This is a genomic window from Erythrobacter sp. S227, from assembly GCF_057364925.1.
On the sequence record NZ_CP200280.1, the window covers coordinates 2937568 to 2955306 of the forward strand.

18 protein-coding genes are annotated in these 17739 nt (G+C 57.0%); 8 read left to right on the forward strand and 10 right to left on the reverse strand.

Going from position 1 to position 17739, the window contains the following annotated elements; genetic code table 11:
* The first annotated feature begins 67 nt into the window (after positions 1–67).
* The 6 genes from AC0V6Q_RS14030 to AC0V6Q_RS14055 all read left to right on the forward strand — a co-directional run bounded on the left by AC0V6Q_RS14030 (position 68) and on the right by AC0V6Q_RS14055 (position 6287).
* Positions 68–2041 (forward strand): TonB-dependent receptor plug domain-containing protein, encoded by a 1974-nt coding sequence (locus tag AC0V6Q_RS14030; protein ID WP_486168998.1) that lies wholly within the window; start codon positions 68–70, stop codon positions 2039–2041.
* A 65-nt stretch (positions 2042–2106) separates the two neighbouring features.
* A complete protein-coding gene (locus tag AC0V6Q_RS14035; protein ID WP_486168999.1) occupies positions 2107–2616 on the forward strand; it encodes a methyltransferase family protein in 510 nt (169 codons plus the stop codon).
* Positions 2613–3026, forward strand: a complete 414-nt coding sequence (locus tag AC0V6Q_RS14040; RefSeq protein ID WP_486169000.1) for a DUF4345 family protein — start codon at positions 2613–2615, stop codon at positions 3024–3026. The genes AC0V6Q_RS14035 and AC0V6Q_RS14040 overlap by 4 nt, the downstream gene beginning before the upstream one ends.
* A 515-nt stretch (positions 3027–3541) precedes the next feature.
* Positions 3542–4378 (forward strand): Dph6-related ATP pyrophosphatase, encoded by an 837-nt coding sequence (locus AC0V6Q_RS14045; RefSeq protein ID WP_486169001.1) that lies wholly within the window; start codon positions 3542–3544, stop codon positions 4376–4378.
* 141 nt (positions 4379–4519) lie between these two features.
* The gene (locus AC0V6Q_RS14050) at positions 4520–5311 is read left to right on the forward strand and encodes a sensor histidine kinase (RefSeq protein WP_486169002.1); all 792 of its coding nucleotides are present in this window, start codon (positions 4520–4522) and stop codon (positions 5309–5311) included.
* Positions 5312–5381: 70 nt separating this feature from the next.
* The gene (locus tag AC0V6Q_RS14055) at positions 5382–6287 is read left to right on the forward strand and encodes an LOG family protein (RefSeq protein ID WP_486169003.1); all 906 of its coding nucleotides are present in this window, start codon (positions 5382–5384) and stop codon (positions 6285–6287) included.
* A 5-nt stretch (positions 6288–6292) separates the two neighbouring features.
* Here the strand turns inward: AC0V6Q_RS14055 and thiD are convergent, their stop codons facing one another.
* Together thiD and glmM are read right to left on the reverse strand one after the other, a co-directional pair.
* Positions 6293–7102 (reverse strand): bifunctional hydroxymethylpyrimidine kinase/phosphomethylpyrimidine kinase, encoded by an 810-nt coding sequence (gene thiD / locus AC0V6Q_RS14060; RefSeq protein WP_486169004.1) that lies wholly within the window; start codon positions 7100–7102, stop codon positions 6293–6295.
* Positions 7103–7112: 10 nt separating this feature from the next.
* Complete coding sequence (gene glmM, locus AC0V6Q_RS14065; RefSeq protein ID WP_486169005.1) at positions 7113–8450, reverse strand: phosphoglucosamine mutase; 1338 nt, start codon at positions 8448–8450, stop codon at positions 7113–7115.
* A 164-nt stretch (positions 8451–8614) separates the two neighbouring features.
* Here glmM and AC0V6Q_RS14070 point away from each other — a divergent pair, with 164 nt between their 5' ends.
* A complete protein-coding gene (locus tag AC0V6Q_RS14070; RefSeq protein WP_486169006.1) occupies positions 8615–9880 on the forward strand; it encodes a dicarboxylate/amino acid:cation symporter in 1266 nt (421 codons plus the stop codon).
* 13 nt (positions 9881–9893) lie between these two features.
* On the opposite strand, the gene AC0V6Q_RS14075 is transcribed toward AC0V6Q_RS14070, so the two are convergent.
* From AC0V6Q_RS14075 to AC0V6Q_RS14095, 5 genes are all read right to left on the reverse strand, one after another.
* Positions 9894–11087, reverse strand: a complete 1194-nt coding sequence (locus AC0V6Q_RS14075) for an AI-2E family transporter (protein ID WP_486169007.1) — start codon at positions 11085–11087, stop codon at positions 9894–9896.
* 87 nt (positions 11088–11174) lie between these two features.
* Entirely contained in the window at positions 11175–11807 is a 633-nt protein-coding gene (locus AC0V6Q_RS14080; RefSeq protein ID WP_486169008.1) for a sigma-70 family RNA polymerase sigma factor, read from the reverse strand.
* Positions 11807–12025, reverse strand: a complete 219-nt coding sequence (locus AC0V6Q_RS14085; protein WP_486169009.1) for a NepR family anti-sigma factor — start codon at positions 12023–12025, stop codon at positions 11807–11809. The genes AC0V6Q_RS14080 and AC0V6Q_RS14085 overlap by 1 nt, the downstream gene beginning before the upstream one ends.
* A gap of 205 nt (positions 12026–12230) precedes the next feature.
* The gene (locus tag AC0V6Q_RS14090) at positions 12231–13004 is read right to left on the reverse strand and encodes a response regulator (protein WP_486169010.1); all 774 of its coding nucleotides are present in this window, start codon (positions 13002–13004) and stop codon (positions 12231–12233) included.
* Positions 13005–13279: 275 nt separating this feature from the next.
* Positions 13280–14452, reverse strand: a complete 1173-nt coding sequence (locus AC0V6Q_RS14095; RefSeq protein WP_486169011.1) for an N-acetyltransferase — start codon at positions 14450–14452, stop codon at positions 13280–13282.
* Positions 14453–14629: 177 nt separating this feature from the next.
* On the opposite strand from AC0V6Q_RS14095, the gene AC0V6Q_RS14100 reads away from it, so the two are divergent.
* On the forward strand, positions 14630–15724 hold the full coding sequence (locus AC0V6Q_RS14100) for a fatty acid desaturase family protein (RefSeq protein ID WP_486169012.1): 1095 nt from the start codon (positions 14630–14632) through the stop codon (positions 15722–15724).
* A gap of 9 nt (positions 15725–15733) precedes the next feature.
* On the opposite strand, the gene AC0V6Q_RS14105 is transcribed toward AC0V6Q_RS14100, so the two are convergent.
* Genes AC0V6Q_RS14105 through lptG form a run of 3 tightly spaced genes read right to left on the reverse strand, consistent with a single transcriptional unit; the run spans position 15734 to position 17727 of the window.
* Entirely contained in the window at positions 15734–16054 is a 321-nt protein-coding gene (locus AC0V6Q_RS14105) for a hypothetical protein (protein ID WP_486169013.1), read from the reverse strand.
* A 43-nt stretch (positions 16055–16097) separates the two neighbouring features.
* Positions 16098–16622, reverse strand: coding sequence for a GNAT family N-acetyltransferase (locus AC0V6Q_RS14110; protein WP_486169014.1), 525 nt, complete (start codon positions 16620–16622; stop codon positions 16098–16100).
* A 7-nt stretch (positions 16623–16629) separates the two neighbouring features.
* Entirely contained in the window at positions 16630–17727 is a 1098-nt protein-coding gene (lptG, locus tag AC0V6Q_RS14115) for an LPS export ABC transporter permease LptG (protein ID WP_486169015.1), read from the reverse strand.
* Positions 17728–17739: the final 12 nt, after the last annotated feature.

A 17739-nucleotide genomic window follows, 5' to 3' on the forward strand; every position in this document is an offset into this window, starting at 1 on the left:
CCTTCCAAATGGACTTGCTGTGAAACCCCTTTTTCAAGCCCCGTTATCATTGGGCGCATTAGCGCTTGTGTCGATTTCATCACCCGGCCTCGCACAGGATCAATCAGACCCAGCGCCTGCTACCGATGAAGCTCAAAGTGACCAAGCCGATGCTGAGCACGAAGGGGACGACCACGACCATGCCGAAGAAGAAGGCGGCATAATCGTCCAAGGCATTCGTCGCCCACGCCGGGTCCAGGATCAGCCTGTCAGGGTTGAAGTTCTTCCGCGAGAGGAGATCGAAGAAAAGGCGATCATGCGCCCCGGCAACATCGCCACTCTAGTGAATGAAACTGGCGGCGTGCGAGTGCAGATCACATCCCCTGCACTTGGGGATGCAAACATTCAGATACAGGGTCTCGAAGGACGCTACACTCAGCTTCTCGCTGACAATCTACCGCTATTCGGAGGACAGGCCTCTTCGCTCGGACTGCTTCAAATTCCACCCACTGACCTTGGCCAAGTGGAGGTTATCAAGGGCTCGGTATCTGCCCTTTACGGCGCATCGGCTCTTGGCGGGGTCATCAACCTTATATCCAAACGACCGGGCGATGCGTTCGAGGCTGAGGCGCTTTTCAACATTACCTCGCGCAATGGACAGGACTTTACGAGCTATGTGGCAGGGCCTGTCAGTTCCAACCTCGGATTGTCGATAACTACCGGCGCGCACAGGCAATCGGCCCAAGACATCGATGGTGACGGGTGGGCGGACATGCCTGCGTATAATCGTTTCGTTGCCCGGCCGAGGCTGCAATTCGACGGCGATGATGGAAGCTCAGTTTACTTAACCCTTGGGGCAATGACCGAGGACCGCGTTGGCGGCAATTTGCCGGGGCGCACGGTTCCTGATGGGACAAGCTTCGTGCAAGCCCTGGAAACAGATCGCTTCGATGGTGGCTTAGTCATCGGCAAGCCTTTGTCCGATAGCGCAACGCTGGGCGTGCGCGGCTCGGCGATGCAACAAGACCACAATCACCAGTTCGGTGATGTGGTAGAAGATGACCGTCATGTAAGCCTGTTTGGAGAAACCTCCGTCACCTTCATCGACGGCGCAATTTCGCTGGTTGGAGGGGCGGCATTTCAATCTGATCGATACCGCTCTGAGACGTTTCCTGCATTCGACCACACATATGATGTGCCCGGAATCTTCGGACAGGTCGAATACGAGGCCACGTTCGATCTAACGCTTGCTGCAAGCGCTCGCGTTGATTTCCATAGCGAGTTCGGCACTCAGCTCAGTCCTCGGCTTTCAGCCCTATACAGGCCTGGAAATTGGACAATTCGTGGTTCCGTCAGCAGAGGGTTCTTTGCACCCACACCATTTGTAGACGAAATACAGGCTGCTGGTCTTTCTCGCCTAGAGCCGCTCGGCGATCTTGAAGCGGAAACGGCGGAAACAGCGTCGCTCGATTTCAGCTATTCCGATGGGCCTTGGGAAGCGAACGCAACGCTTTTTGGCGCGAACATCGAAAACGCGACACGGCTCGATGAATTCGCGCCTGATAGGGTGCAAATCGTCAATATTGACGGCACGACGCGAGTGCGGGGAACCGAACTGCTGTTGCGATACAAGGACGAAGGTTTCACAGTCACCGGGAGCTATGTTTTTGTGGATGCGAGCGAGCCTGATCCAAGCGGGATCGGTCGCAGCCAAGTTCCTTTAACGCCCCGCCACACAGCCGGACTGGTCGCCATATGGGAGGATCATGGCAAAGCTCGGTTAGGGTTTGAAGCCTATTACACAGGGGAGCAGGAGCTCGAGAACAACCCATTCCGCGAGCGCTCTCGCCCATTCTTCTTTCTCGGCCTGCTAGGTGAGGTGACCCGTGGCAATGTCAGCTTTTTCTTGAACGCCGAGAACCTGCTCAACATTCGCCAGACCCGCTACGATCCGCTTCTATTGCCACAGCGAGCAGCGAGTGGAGAGTGGACGGTCGATGCTTGGGCACCACTCGAAGGTTTCACGCTGAACGGGGGCATCCGCCTTAAGTTTGGCAACTGATGAGTAGGCTGAGCGAACCATTGCTTGAATCGGCGCTCTTTGGTGTCTCGCTAGGCTCCATAATTTTGATCTTTGCGCTCGCAGTCGTCGCCGCTTTTCGGAGCGAGTTTCAATTCTTCCCACCCCCGAGCAAGTCGAGCTGGCAGCACGGGACATTCATTTGGCTCTTCCGACTCTTTCTCTATCCGCTGATTGCTTTGACTGTGATGGCATTTGAGCCAGTGCCCCGAACTTACATTGCGCTGCACTATGGTCTTGGCGGCTTGTTTTTTCTTTGCGGACTCGGAATGGCTGTCTGGATCACTGTGCAAATGGGTTGGCGAAACGCTTTTGGAGAGAAGCGCGGCCTTGTCACCGATGGCTGGTTTAGGTTCAGCCGTAACCCTGTCTATGTTGCCACTTGGATCGGACTTGCTGGCTGGGCGCTGATCGCAAACCAAATTCTAGTGACCGTCCTGCTGCTAGCCTGGGCACTGCTCTATCTCTTCGCACCATTCTTCGAGGAACCTTGGCTCGAAGCCCAATATGGGGCTGCTTATCGTGACTATAAAGCAAGAACTAGGCGGTTTGTATGATGAATTGGCAGAACCGCATCGCAGGCTTTTACCCGCTTTTATCAGGAGCGATTTTTGTTGGATTAGGTGTGCTTACCCTCATCCGGCCTGAAGTCCTCGAATACTATTCGCTAAGCGCCAATAACGCCTCAGCACGAACTGCAATTCGGGCGATGATCGGAGGCGGTGAGATTGGAATTGGTATCGTCTTACTAGGTGGTCTTAAATTGGGTTTCTCAGTTAGACAAAGATGCATTCTTGCTGCGACCATCTTCATCTGCGTTGGGTTTGTAAGATTATTGAGCGCTGGGGTTGAGGGCCATCTGTATCTAACGAGCCAATCACTCAGGGAAGCTTCAATAGAGCTAATACTGGGCTGCTTCGGTGTGTTGGCGGTCTTGATGAGACGGAAAGTTGAGCTGAGTGACTGAAATTGGGTCGGAAGCAGTCAGTCAGCTTTTTCAAATCAGGCTGCACTGGAACAGACGTTTCGCTATCGGCCCAATGGCAGCTGTCCAATCTTGTGCGGGGATCAATCGCGGCGGGGAGGACTGCAAGCAGGCGTGTCTTGTCAAAGCAGGTAAATGGCGCGTTTTTTTGTTGGAACGGCCGGTCAAGGCGTCGTCTTGACCAGCGGCTCAAATTTCAGGTTCCTTTAAGAGGCCGCCATAGCGCGTCTGTGCTGTTACCGCTCGATTGCTTCGCCTGCGTAGCATGTCTTCCGAAAGGTTCCACAAATAGACCACTGCGATCAGATTAACGCCTCGGTTCCACTCTTACTGTGTATGACACAGTGAAGTGCCACTTTTGGTGTGTGCACCAACTGTGTGTAGTTTCGTGAAAGCGCAGAATCCTCGGATTTCTTGGTTGCAGGCTTTCTGTGCAAGAATACACCAGCGCAACCGCCAACGCGGTTCTTTGCCCTTTTGAGGGAGCACTTGCCGAATTGACTGATGACGATGTCTGGTCCGTGCACCGCGCTGCCTGCGAACGCGGGGAGGCGACGTATATCGACCCGCAAACAGGCTTCATGGTGTTTACCAAAGTCGGCCTTCTCCAGCGCGGCAAATGCTGCGGGGCGGGGTGCCGCCATTGCCCTTTTGAACACCAAAACGTGCCGACCAAACGCCGGTCCCGGCGCATCCAGCAGCCCGCTTGGCTCACTGATGCACGGCCGCACAGCGCCGATGGAAACGTCATCTTGTTCTGGAGCGGGGGAAAAGACAGCTTCCTTGCATACCGGGCCCTGGTCAAAGAAGGCCGATTGAACCCTGTTTTGCTGACGACATTTGACGCGCGCACGCGGATGATCGCGCATCAGGAGTTTGCGATTGACGAAGTGGTCCTGCAGGCAGAAGCGCTGGGTGTGCCATTGATCGGAGTGCCGCTCCATTCTGAAGTGGACTATGTCGAAGGGCTGGTTCCAGCGCTCGATCTGGTGCCGGAATGCGCGTATATGGCCTTTGGTGATTTGCACCTGGAGCATATTCGCAAATGGCGCGAGGAGGCGTTTCTGGCGCACCCTCGTACAGCTTCGATGGCTCTCGAATTCCCTTTGTGGAAGGCAGATTACGAGGCGCTGCTCGAAGACCTAGAAGCGTCCGGCGCTCGCTGTTTGATGAGCGCGATTACGGCGGATTTGCCCGGTATAGAAATTGGCGACCACTATGACGCGCGATTGGTTGCAAGGCTGCCAGCGGGCGTTGATGCATTTGGTGAGAACGGCGAATTTCACACGAAAGTTGTCTTTGATACCCCTCGGGAAACTGCTCCCCATTCGTGATGCGATGCGCCCAAGCCAGATAGGCTGGAAACAAACAGCGCAGGCCTTCGTTGTGCTGTCGAAAGTCAATCTTGTAAGACAGTTGGAGGCGGCGCAGCCTTTCTTGCGCAACCCAATGATGCCGGAGACCGGAAGGATCGCATGATCGAGGACGAACATCTCGACGAAGACGCAGCGAAGGCGCTTGCCAGCGGTATGCCGATCGAGCGCGAAGTGCGCGATGAAGATGGCCGCTCGTTCACTCGCAGTGTCGAGCCATACAAGTCCGATGTCGGCGGCATTATCGCAACCTACAAGCCAATCGAGACACCCGCGCCCGAAGATGAAAAGACGCGCCACGATTTTCTCATGCGCGAGCTTGATCACCGGGTGAAGAATATGCTCGCGATCATTTTGTCGATTGCCGAGATTACGGCGCGTTCCAACACCGATATCAGCACCTACAAGAACGATTTTCGCGCCAGGCTGGAATCGATGGCGCGCACACATAATCTGCTCGCCGGGTCGCAATGGTCGGGGCTGGATCTGCGCACATTGGTTGAAGAAGAGCTCTTCAGCCTTGCGCCAAAGGAAGCTGTCGAAATCGCCGGGCCAAGCCTCTCGGTTGCGCCTGCTGCTGCCCAATCTCTTGCGATGTTCTTGCACGAACTGGTCGCCAATGCTGCGAAGTATGGGGCGCTGTCATGCGATGGGGGAAAGATCGCCATCAGTTGGGAAATTGCAAGCGACCCTGCGAACACTCTTCGTTTGAATTGGCAGGAAAGCGACGGGCCCCCGGCAATCAAGCCGGCGCAAGACGGGTTTGGCGGAAAAGTCATCAATCGCATTGTTAAGCGGCAACTCGATGCGCAGGTTGAAACGCATTGGGACGCGTCCGGGATGAGCCTGAGCGCCGAGTTCCCCATGGGCAGCATTTGCCCGTCTTCTGAATGAAACCGCAGGCTTGACGCGATACGCCATTGTTTGGCTTGCCGCGCACGAGCCGTGCGCCTAGGTCACCGGAATGAATAAATCACACGATAACAATGACGACGAATATGGCGACGACCACAGTCTGGTGAGCCGTAAGTTCTATCCCGCTCAAGAAGAGAGCCGCTTTGCAGACGAAGCGCCCGATAGAACGCCGCAGACCGAACACCCCGCCTACAAACTGGCATTTCGCGACACCGATTTTCTGCTTCGCGATGAGCTTCGCCCGGTTCGATTTCAGCTGGAGCTTTTGAAGCCTGAAATGCTGCTGGACGAGGCCCGTGTGGGCTCGACCATGGTCATGTATGGCTCTGCCCGAATTCCTTCGGCCGAAGAGGCGCAGGCCAAAATTGATGCGGCCAAGGATGGCGATGAGTGGGACCAAAAGGTTGCTGCCAATCTCGCCAAGAAGGCCAAATATTACGAAGAGGCGCGCAAGCTGGCGCGGCTGGTGTCGGAAAAGGCCATCATCGAAGAAGGCAAGCGTCAGTTTGTGGTCTGCTCTGGTGGTGGTCCCTCAATCATGGAGGCTGCCAATCGCGGGGCAAGCGATGCGGGAAGCGAGTCGATTGGCCTCAACATTGTGCTACCTCACGAGCAAGCGCCCAATCCTTATGTGACGCCTTATCTCTCATTGAACTTCCACTATTTTGCGCTGCGCAAGATGCACTTCCTGCTGCGTGCGAAAGCGGTTGCGGTGTTCCCGGGCGGATTTGGCACGTTTGACGAGTTTTTCGAGCTTTTGACGCTGATACAGACGGGCAAGATGAAAGCGCTTCCGATCCTCTTGTTCGGCAAGGATTTCTGGACCCGCGTGATCGATTTCGAAGCCATCGCCGAGGAAGGCACGATTGCGAAGAAGGATCTCGACCTGTTCAAATGGTGCGAGACGGCTGACGACGCCTGGGAACATATCGCCGAGTTTTATCACCTGGGGTAGGCCTTCTAAAGGCTGCGCACCGCCTGATGCCCGAGGGGGCCGTTTCCTGCGCCATAGCCGGGGGCTTCTTTGATTGCGCTCAGGACAAACTGGCGCGCATGGCGCACCGCATCCTCCATGCTCTGCCCATGTCCCAATTGTGTGGCGATGGCAGAGGACAGGGTGCATCCTGTTCCATGGGTGTGGGGAGTGTCGACCCTCTCGTGCTCAAACTGTACGGCGCGTCCACCGGCCTCGTGAAGCAGGTCAATGATGCGCGCATCGTCTGTATGACCACCTTTTGCAAGGACAGCGGTCCCGGTCTGACGGGATAGCTCCTTTGCCCCTTCGATCATCTGCGCCGTATCGGTGAGATTGCGGCCCAGCAGGTGGGACAGCTCTGGCAGATTGGGTGTGATAAGGCTTGCGAGCGGAAAGATTTTTTCGCGCAATGCGGTGATGGCGTCCGGGTCGATCAACGCGGCTCCGCTGGTTGCGATCATTACCGGGTCGATCACAATCGGCGCGTCAATATGCTCTATCGCCATCGCGACTTGTGCGATCACATCGGCGTCATGAAGCATGCCGATTTTCACCGCATCCACCCCGATATCGTCAACGCATGACGCGATTTGAGCGGCGACAACGCTGCCTTCAAGCGGGGCGATTGCTTGCACGCCGATAGTATTCTGGGCCGTCACACTGGTGATCGCGCTCATCGCATAGCCGCCCAGCATTGTGATAGTTTTGATGTCGGCCTGAATGCCCGCACCGCCGCTGGAATCCGAGCCAGCGATTGTGAGAATGCGTGGCGGTTTTGGGAGGGGAGAGGGCATTTGAATGCCCCTAGGTCGCTGTGCGAACCGCGTCGCAAACCCGGTCGACGACCGCCTCTACCTGGGAGGCATCGTCGCCTTCTGCCATGACGCGGATTACGGGCTCTGTGCCTGATGGACGAATGACCAGCCGACCTTTGCCTTCAAGCTCCGCCCCGGCCTCGGCGATCACTTGCTGCACCGTTGCATTTTCAAGCGGCGCACCTCCGTCATAGCGCACGTTTTTAAGGAGCTGCGGAACAGGATCAAACAGGTGGAGGATTTCGCTTGCCGGTTTGCCCGAACGCACAAGTGAGCTCAGAACCCGCATCGCTGCGACTGTGCCATCTCCTGTGGTCGTGTGGTCGAGCATAATCATATGGCCCGATTGTTCGCCGCCCACGTTAAAGCCGCCTTCTTTCATGCGTTCCAGAACGTAGCGGTCGCCAACCTTGGTGCGCTCCAAGGTGAGGCCCTGGCCCTGTAAAAACCGCTCAAGCCCCAGGTTCGACATGACCGTTGCGACAACGCCGCCGCCTTTGAGTGAGCCTTTTTCGTGCATGCGGCTGGCAATCAAGGCCATGATCTGGTCGCCATCGACCTTGCGACCTTTCTCATCGACCACGATCAGGCGGTCGGCATCGCCATCCAGCGCAATTCCGATATGCGCGCCTTCCTCGACAACTTTGGCCTGAAGCGCCTCGATCGAGGTTGAGCCGACGCCGTCATTGATGTTGGTGCCGTTGGGATTGACGCCCAAAGTGATGACCTCTGCGCCCAGCTCCCAAATGGCGGAAGGGGCGACTTGATAAGCAGCACCATGGGCGCAATCGACCACCACTTTAAGGCTTTCGAAGCGCACATCATTGCCAACCGAGTTTTTGACTGCGTGAATATAGCGTCCGCGCGCGTCATCAATCCGGCGGGCACGGCCGATGTTTTCGGCGCTGGCGAGTTTGGGCTCGACATCCAGCAGCGCCTCGATCTCTGCTTCGGCCTCGTCAGAGAGCTTGAAACCATCGGGTCCAAACAGCTTTATCCCGTTGTCTGCGAACAAATTGTGGCTGGCCGAGATCATGACGCCGAGATCGGCCCGCATTTCGCGGGTGAGCAGGGCGATGGCAGGCGTTGGCAGTGGGCCCGTCATGATGACATCCATGCCAACACTGGTGAAGCCTGCAACAAGTGCGCTTTCCATCATATAGCCGGACAGGCGCGTGTCCTTGCCGATGACGACACGGTGGCGGTGTTTGCCGCGCACGAAGTAATTGCCTGCCGCTTGGCCCACGCGCATGGCGGTTTCGGCAGTCATAACGCCTGCATTGGTGCGGCCCCTGATGCCGTCGGTTCCAAAGAACTTGCGTGTCATGGTGTGTCGCTCATGTCCCTAAATTTCCTGGCCAAAGCCTTAGCCACCCAAAGTTTCATCCGCGTTATTAGCTGCGCCATGAATTGTCACTTGGTTCTGACGCGGTTATCGCCGCAAGGGAAGGGCAATCAGGCAGATGCCTTTATGAGCAGGGGACCATTTTCTTGAGCGATAAATCCAATGTGACTGCGCCGGGCAGCGGATATGATCTGGTAACGATCCGCCTGCCGGTGATCGCGACCTTTGCCGCTTTGATCATCGGGCTTGGTGCGGGAGTGCTGTTGTCCGAGGCGCAATTGCCGCAGCGCGCGCTCCAATCGCTTGGTCTTGTGGGCTCGCTCTGGCTGCGGGCGTTGCAGATGACGATTATCCCGCTGGTTGCAGCTTTGCTGGTTCTGGGCCTTGCTCAAATGGTTCAGGCCGCAAAGGCGGGGGCGGCTGCAAGGCGCTTTTTGGGCCTCGTGTTCGGCGTCCTTATCGCAGGCGGTCTTTTCACAGCGTTCGTGATGCCACTGCTCATGGACGTATTCCCCATCCCCGAAAGCGCGAGCGGGTTTCTCGCCGAAGTGCCCGATGATGAATTGGCTGTGCCCGACATCCTCGATTTTCTGGGTTCGCTCATCGCGCCCAATATCATCGCCGCGGCGGGTGAGACCGCCATGCTGCCTTTGACGATATTCTTTGCGCTGTTTGCCATCGCCATCTCTCAGCTTCCCAAAGCGCAGAATGCCTCGCTCATGGGGTTCTTCCATGCGCTCGCCAATGCGATGCTGATTATCATCGGCTGGGTCTTGTGGATCGCGCCTGTTGGCGTGTTCGCGCTTGCCTTCGGTGTCGGAATGCGCAGCGGGGGAGGGGCCTTTGCAGCGCTTGCGCACTATATCGCGATCGTGTCGGCGATGGGCGGATTTATTCTGTTGCTCGCTTACATTGTGGCATGGGCGCTGGGCGGGATTTCGCCGCTTCGCTTTGCCCGCAATGTGCTTCCTGCACAGGCGGTGGCGGTTTCCACGCAAAGCTCTCTGGCCAGCCTTCCGGCCATGCTCGACAGCTCCAGCCGATTGGGGCTGCGCTCCACCACGAGCGAATTTGTCTTGCCCTTGGCGGTCGCCATTTTCCGTGCGACCAGTCCGGCCATGAATATGGCAGTGGCGATGTATGTGGCCGCCCTTGCGGGGGTAGAGATTACACTGCCGCTTGCAATTGCGGGAATTCTGGTCGCTCTGATCATCTCGGTGGGCTCCGTCAGCCTTCCCGGTTCGATCAGCTTCGTGGTTTCTATCGGACCCATCGCCATTGCAATGGGCGTGCCGATTGAGCCGCTCGCCCTGCTTGTGGCCGTGGAAATGCTCCCCGACATCATGCGCACGCTAGCCAATGTGACGATGAATGTGGCGGTGACGAGCGCGGTGGACCGAAAGGCGCAGTAGGCGCGCCAAGCGCTTAAAGCGAACCGGCCTGTTCTTCCTGCAACCCTTGTTCAAAAGCATCGCCTTTGAAAAGCGGTTCGCCAAAGAGGAATCCGACAAGGTTGGGCCTGCCAATGTGGTCAAACAATGCGGTCAGCGTCAGCAGGATTGGCACCGACAAAAGCGCGCCAGGCACGCCCCAGATCCATGTGAAATAGGACAGCGTGATCAGGATCATCACCGGGCTCATGGTGAAACGCGCGCCAAGGATTGATGGCGTCAGCACATTGCCCTCAACCGCGTTGAGGCCAAGATAGGCAAGCGCCGGGATCATCCCCAGCCATACCGTTTCCGCGGTGCCCAGTCCGAAAAGCGCCAGCAAAGCGGTCATGAACATGGGGCCGATGTAGGGAATGAAATTGAGGATCATGGCAAGCCCGCCCCACATGATCGGTGCTTCCACTCCCAAAGCCCATGCGCCAAGTGCCACCACCACGCCGACGCCCGCGTTTATCATTCCAACGGTCATAATATAGGCAGCAACCCGGTCCTGAACCTCGCGGATGGCGCGGGCGGCCTTCACGCTTGAGCCAAAGCTTGCCCGGTCAAACAGGAGGTGCCTGCGCATCCGCACGCGGGCCTCGATCATGAAAAATGCCATCAGGATCATGATCAGGACCGAAACCACAACCGAAGGCGTTGCAAAGGCGATTTCTTCGAGCAGGCTTGGCGTTGCCAGAACCACCTCGGACGTGCCCGTGTCGCCCATGATCTGAGCGACCTCAGCGTTGAGGATGGCAATCCATTCAAACTCGCCGCGCAAATCTTCAAAGCGCTGCCCCACTTGCCCTGCGATCTCGGGGATTTGTTCGAACAGTTCGAGCGCAGGTTGAAGGATAAGGCCAAGCGCAAGCAGGACCACTCCCATGAAAACGAGCAGCGAACTAAGCGATGCCAGAACATTGGGCAGGCCCAATTTCGCCAGTCGATCCGCAAGAGGCGACAACAGGATCGTCAGCAAGACGGCTGTTACCAGGGGCAGGAAAACAACCGAACCAATTGAAAGCACAAAGGGAAGAGCGAGGAAAAGGCCACAGCCAAGCAGAACGACCAGCGCCGACATGAGCCGGATTTGCTGTTCGCTAGCGGGCGGTGAGGGCGCATTTTCGCCATTGGCAGAAGCAGGCTGGCTTGCCCTTAGCGATTGGTCTGATGATTGATGGTTCATAAGCCCACTTTGTCCCCCGACCACAGTCTATTATTGAACACTTGCCCTATCGCCAAGCGTCCCGAGCCATAGCTGCAAAATTTGGGGTTAGTCCGTGGCTTTTTCGCTACCGGGGCCATTTGTCCCGGCGACCACTGAATCAAGCTCGTCAAGAATGGCACTGTGCGCGGTCGCGTCTTTCGTTGAACGTCCGGGGATATTATCGTTGGAGAGCATTTCATTGAGCGTTGCGCGTGCACGCCCGACCCGGCTTTTGATAGTGCCAAGCGCGCAGCCGCATATTTGTGCCGCCTCTTCGTAAGAAAACCCGCCAGCACCCACGAGCAAAAGCGCTTCACGTCGCTCTGGCGGAAGCGTCAAAAGCGCGCGGTGCATGTCCGATAGGTGGATCGGCTCTTCCTGCTCGGCAGGCTGTGTCAGGATGCGTTCTGCGACACCTTCGTCATAATTGCCGCGAAAACGGTTGCGCCGCATGTCGGTAAGGTAAGCATTGCGCAAAATAACAAAGGTCCAGGCGCGCATTGATGTGCCCGGCTCGAACCGGTCTTGCGCTGCCCAGGCTTTCAGCAAGGCCTCTTGCACAAGGTCATCGGCCATATCGGCTCTACCGCAAAGGCCGCGGGCAAATGCACGCAAGTGCGGGATAACCTCGGTAAGCTCGCGCTTGAATGCGGCGCGCTCTTTTGCGGTGGGTTTGGGTCTGGCTTTCTCTTCTGCCACTAACTCGACTTTCCGGTTCCGGCATCATCGCCGGGCCCGGTGCTTTCATCGAAAGCGTCGAGCAGGTCTTTGAAGCTATCGGGTAGTGGTTCATCCACCACCTGATCATAGAGCTGTTTCAATCCGTCAGCCCAAGCCGGAGACTCGGCAGCATCTGCCCTGCGCATATTTTTGCGCTGGGCAGAACCATCCTTGTCCGGTGTCTTATCGGAGCTCATCAACAAACCTGCTTAATCCCATCGCCAACAGGAGATGCTGCGGGCGAAATATCGCAGCCATCTTTGTTTCTGGATGGCAGCGATGATGATGAAACCTGCAAGGTGCGCAAATGTTCCCTCGTTTCCTTTGGGTCGGCACAATTGTGCTTGTCAGGCTGTATAGACAGCCTTGAGTGACAAATAAACCTGCAAGTTTTTTCTGGGCTTATCCGAAGAACAAAGCCTGGCTGATCGCCGCTTTTACAGTCTGTTCCCGGAAGGGTTTGGTAACCAGATAGGCAGGCTCAAGCCGATCGCCGGTCAGAAGCCGTTCTGGATAGGCGGTGATGAAAACCACCGGTACGGTGCTGATCGCAAGGATGTCTTTGACAGCTTCCAAGCCTGACGACCCGTCAGCAAGCTGAATGTCTGCCAGGACGAGGCCGGGCCTTTCCTTCTGAACGGCGGCAACCGCTTCTGCATGGGTGCGCGCGGTGCCGCAAATCTCGTGGTCCAGCGACAACACCAAATCCTCAAGCTGCATCATGATCATGGGCTCATCTTCAATGATGAGAACCCGCGTTTTCTGCTCGGCATCGATTTCCGCCACAGCCTCGTCAACAAGCGCTCCGACTTGGTCCATGGTGATCTGGAGGATCTCTGCGGTCTGCAGCGCAGTGAATTCCTCAACTGTTGTCAGCAATAGCGCCTGACGCTTTTGGTCGGTGATCGCGGCAAGCTTGCGCATCGCGCTTGCTTCTTTGGGGTTTGCAGCCGTCTTTCCGTCTTTGGCAGGCTTGTCGCCATCCAATGTGGAATGAAACAGGGTGTAAAGAGCAACTCTACCGCCCTTGAGCGATTGCTTCATGTCCTCATTGCCCAGCGCCATCTCGAGCGCTGATCGAACCATCGCATCACCCGTTTCCTGAGACCCGCTCAATGCGCGAGCATAACGGCGCAGAAAAGGAAGGTCGCCCGCGAGTTGTTGACTGAGTGACACCATCATCTCCAGCAAATCAGACTATGTGGCCGGGTGTGTGAATATTCTCTCGCCCCGGACCCGACGTCTATGGACACAAATATGGGTCGGCGCAAAGCGGAAACAAAAATTTTTTCCGTCACGGGAACCGGCGGCGTTGATGATCATTTATTGATTGTTACCAACCCGATCCCCTCCCGTCCATGTGGTTGGTAACAAGATCCCGAAAGGCCTTCACTCCGTCGAGTGAAGGCCTTTTTTCTTGGGATGGATGAGCATTTGATGACCGCCCCAAATCAGTTGAGCGGTTTTTCGTAAATCGCATATTCGCGGTTGATTCTGCTCTCGATCGTATTGGCGATTGCGACCATCCCTTGGTTGTCTTCAAGAATCCAGCCGATCTCGCCGCGCTTCGAATGATACATTGCGGCTGCATTGTCACGGATCTGGCTGATCATCATAAACGCAAGCTGGCTGGCAAGGCGCGAGCTTTGGTGCTCTTTCAAGACCCCCATCAACGGCACGCGCATGTCGCAATTAACCGGGTTCCTTGCCCACTTGAGCAAATGCCACCAGCCCGTCGGAAAGAGTTTTCCGCCCGATTTCGCAAGCGCGTAATTCACATCGGGAAATGTCAGCATGAAGGCGACCGGCTTCCCGTCAAGCTCCGCGATCATGTTAAGCTCCTCGTGAATAACCGGCTTTAGCTTCACTCCTGTATAAGCGACTTCGGCCGGTGTCAGAGGGACAAAGCCCCAATTATCCGACCACGCATCGTTGAGAATGGCGAGGATTTTTGCCGCCTCATTGTCCCAATCCTTTTTGCGCACTGGTCGAACCGTAATGCGTTCATTGCGCTCGCCCGATTTGACGATCCGTTGCACGATGGGAGGAAACCCCTCCCTGATATCCAGATCATAGGTGAAGAGCGTCTTGATCCGTTCGTAGCCCGCCCCTTCAATCCAGCCTTGGTAATGGGCCGGATGGTGCCCCATCATGATGACAGGCGCATGGTCCTGACCCTTCACAAGGAGGCCGGGCTCCTCCCATACCGACATCGAAATCGGGCCGACACAGCGGTGCATCCCCTCGCCACGCAGCCAGTCTTGCGCCGTATCGAGAAGCGCCTTTGCGACTTCCTCGTCCTCGGCATCGAAATAGCCGAAAAACCCCGTACCCGGGCCAAAGCCCTGCTCGGGCGGCATTTCGAGAGCGAGTTCATCGATATGCGCAGAAATTCGGCCGACACCGCGCCCATCGCGCACTGCGATAAAAAGCTGGGCGCGTGCATGACCAAAGAACGGGTTTTTCTCAGGATTGACCAGTTCCAACTGCTCTGAGCGCAGTTGCGGGATCGAATTTTCAACCTTGGCTGCAAAGGCACGGCCCAAATCGACAAAGCGGGCGCGCCCTTTCTTGCCCTCGACCGGCTCGATGCTCACCGCGCTTTCGGCGTTAGTTGAAACCATTTCGTCCCGCTCCAAGTATCTTTTTAGCCCGTTATTGGGGCCTTATTGATATGCCTCAATGCGCTCTACTCATGCCCGATGGAAATCGCCAAGCCAATCGATCACTCTGATCATATCACCGCGTTTGCGTGAGTAGGCCTCTATGCGGTAAGGGACCGCACTTGGAAAAGTAATTTGATGACCATGCACCAACCGATCTCGCCTACCAAATCAGCCGATACTGCGAAGGTCCGCGCAAAGCGTGAGGACTTTCTGGCGCAGGACGATAAGGACATGCTGCGCGCGGCCCGCGATCTGACGAAAGATCTGGGCGAGGCGCGGAGCAGCATTTACTGGACCGACATGCTGGTTTCGACCGCTGTTGGTTATGGCGGGATTGCGCTTGCGATCCTCACCACCAATTTGGCTGCTGCGATTGCGGCTGGGGTTGTCGCCTCGCTGGCGCTTTACCGCTCGCTCATGTTTATTCACGAGCTGACCCACATTCACAAAAACGCGCTTCCCGGCTTTCGTCTGGGTTGGAACCTGCTTGTGGGCATCCCCATGATGGCGCCCAGCTTCATGTATGAAGGCGTGCACGTCATCCACCACAAGCGCACGCAATACGGCACGATCGAGGACCCGGAATATCTGCCGCTTGCCTTGATGAAGCCGTGGAGCCTGCCTCTGTTTGTGATTGTCGCGCTTCTGGCACCGGTTGCGGTCATCATCCGCTCTGCCATTTTGGTGCCATTGGGCCTTGTCATCCCGCCATTGCGCCGGATGGTGTGGGAGCGGGCATCATCGCTTTCGATCAATCCCGATTTTCGGCGCAAGCCTCCAACCGGCGACTTTGCCAAGCAGGTCCGCTGGCAACAATTGGGCGCGAGCATTTGGGCGATTGCCTTGCTCTTAAGCCCGCTTGCAATCGGTTGGCGGCCATTGCTTATCGCGATGGCGATTCTTTCGTTCACAACGCTGCTCAATCAGCTGCGCACTCTGGTTGCCCATTTGTGGGAGAATGAGGGGGAGCCGATGACAGTTACGGCGCAATTCCTCGATAGCGTGAATGTCCCGCCGCCCGGCATCGCGGCCGAGATTTGGGCGCCCGTGGGCCTGCGCTATCACGCGCTGCACCACCTCATGCCCTCCATGCCCTATCACGATCTGCCCGAGGCGCACCGCAGGCTGGCGCGCGAGCTGGGCGATGGATCGACCTATGAAGGGGCGAACCATCCCGGGCTTTTCAATCTGGTTGGCAGGATTGCGCGCAGCACAATGATGCCGCGCTGAATACTCTGGTCAGTTCGCGCGCTGAACTTTGGAGCCTTTGGGCACCTCGAAATCAGGCGGATTGCTTCCCGCTTCCATCGTATCAGGGATAGATCGCCCGCGCTGTTCACCCGCAGCGCCATTTGCATCAACCGAGCCGGGCAGAGCGGGCGTGTCGCCGCTCCCATTCTGGGTGGCCTCACCCGTCTCACCGGCACCATCCGCAGAGGCCGGCTCATCTACCTCCAGCGGGATCGCTTCAGTAATATCGGGCGTCTCGTCACTATCACCGCTGCATCCGGTGATCGCCAAGGCAAGTGCAGCGATGCTGGCATAATACAGGCGTTGCATGGGCAGGTTCTCCTAACGTGGCGGGCAGTATACGCCCGAGATCCTATTCAAGGAAATGGATCATTGCACACCGTCTCTCAATGGGAAGACCGTGGTCCGCCTCCAGCGCCAGTTCGCCTGCCAGTCGGGGGTGCGCATCAAGGGCAGTGACTTCCTCAAACCCGCGCCGTTCATAGAACGGCCCATTCCACGGGACATCCCGGAACGTGGTAAGGGTGAGGGCGGTAAAGCTCGAATTGCGCGCGTCGATCATGCACGCACGCAGGAGGCCTGCGCCAACGCCTTTGCCCTGAAAATCCGGGTGCACATCAAGCTCCCAGATATGAAGCTCGCGACGGAAGGGTTCGTTCACGAGAAATCCGATCATGCGCTCGCCCGCATGCGCGACGAGGCTGTGACCTTTGCGGATCAACCGGTGCAAGCGCTCTATGGGCAGCGTGTGCGTGCCTGCCAGATCCGCCAGCCCATCAACGCTCTGGAATAAGGCACCGGCAGCGCGCTCGATGTCCGGCATGAACTCGGCATCGTCTTTGCGTGCGAGGCGAAGCGACCATTCTGACCCGCTCATTCCCCGATCACTCTTCGGTGCGAATGAGGACCGTCTCACCCACCAGGAGGAAGAGGAAGAAAGGTGCCCAAGCGGCAAGGAAAGGCGGGTACCCACCAAAACTGCCCATCGCGAGGGCCGCATTATCGACCACGAAATAGGCAAAGCCCAAAGCCATGCCGATAACGGCTCGCACGAACAATTGCCCCGAACGCGCCAGACCGAATGCGGCGATGGAGCCCAAAAGCGGCATAAGCAGCGCGGAAAGCGGGCCTGATATCCTGTGCCACCATTTGGCGCGCATCTCGGTTGTGCGACGGCCAACGGCTTCGAATGCGTCGATGGTTTCGGAAAGCTCCCAAAAGCTTTGCCCGTCCGGATCGACCGATTGCAGATCAATCTGGCCGGGCGTTAGCGTTTCGCCCACGACCAGTGTTTGCACCTCTTCGGTTTCGGCGCTCCCGACATCAAAGCGTTTTGCGTCTTCGAGCTGCCATCCCGGAGCGGCATAGGTCGCCTTCGGGGCCCTTACCTGTTCGCGGATAATACCGCCCGGTGCGCGAGTGTACCAGGTGACATTGGTGAGCTCGATTTGCTCGCCCGTGCCGGTAAGAGATGCGGCGGTCAGAATATTCTCGCCATCGGTCAAATAGACATTGGCGCGCACGCCGGAATCCTCGGGGATCGGGCCATACTCCACCGCCTCCCACGCTTTTATTGTGGCGTTTGCTCTGGTGACGATCCGCTCGTTGAAGCCAAAGCTGATGATCGCAACCACCGCTGCTGTGAGCAGCAGGGGCGAGAGCACTTGATGTGCAGAAAGTCCCGCCGCTTTCATCGCCACAACTTCGCTGTTCTGGTTCAATGTCACCAAGGTGATGAGCGTTGCCAAGAGCACGGAATAGGGCAGAAAGCGCGATACAAGCTGGGGTATCCTGAGGCTCACATATTTGAGGATTTCCGCCTGACCATTGCCTTCAGGTTCCAGGATCTTGCCCGAATTGCCCAGCAGGTCGAGCGCCATCAGCACCAGCACCAGCATCACCAGCACAGCCAAAATGCGCACGACAAACATCTTGGCGAGGTAAAGCGTCAGGCTGCGCGACGGGAAAAAGTCCAATTGCATCTGGTGTCGTGC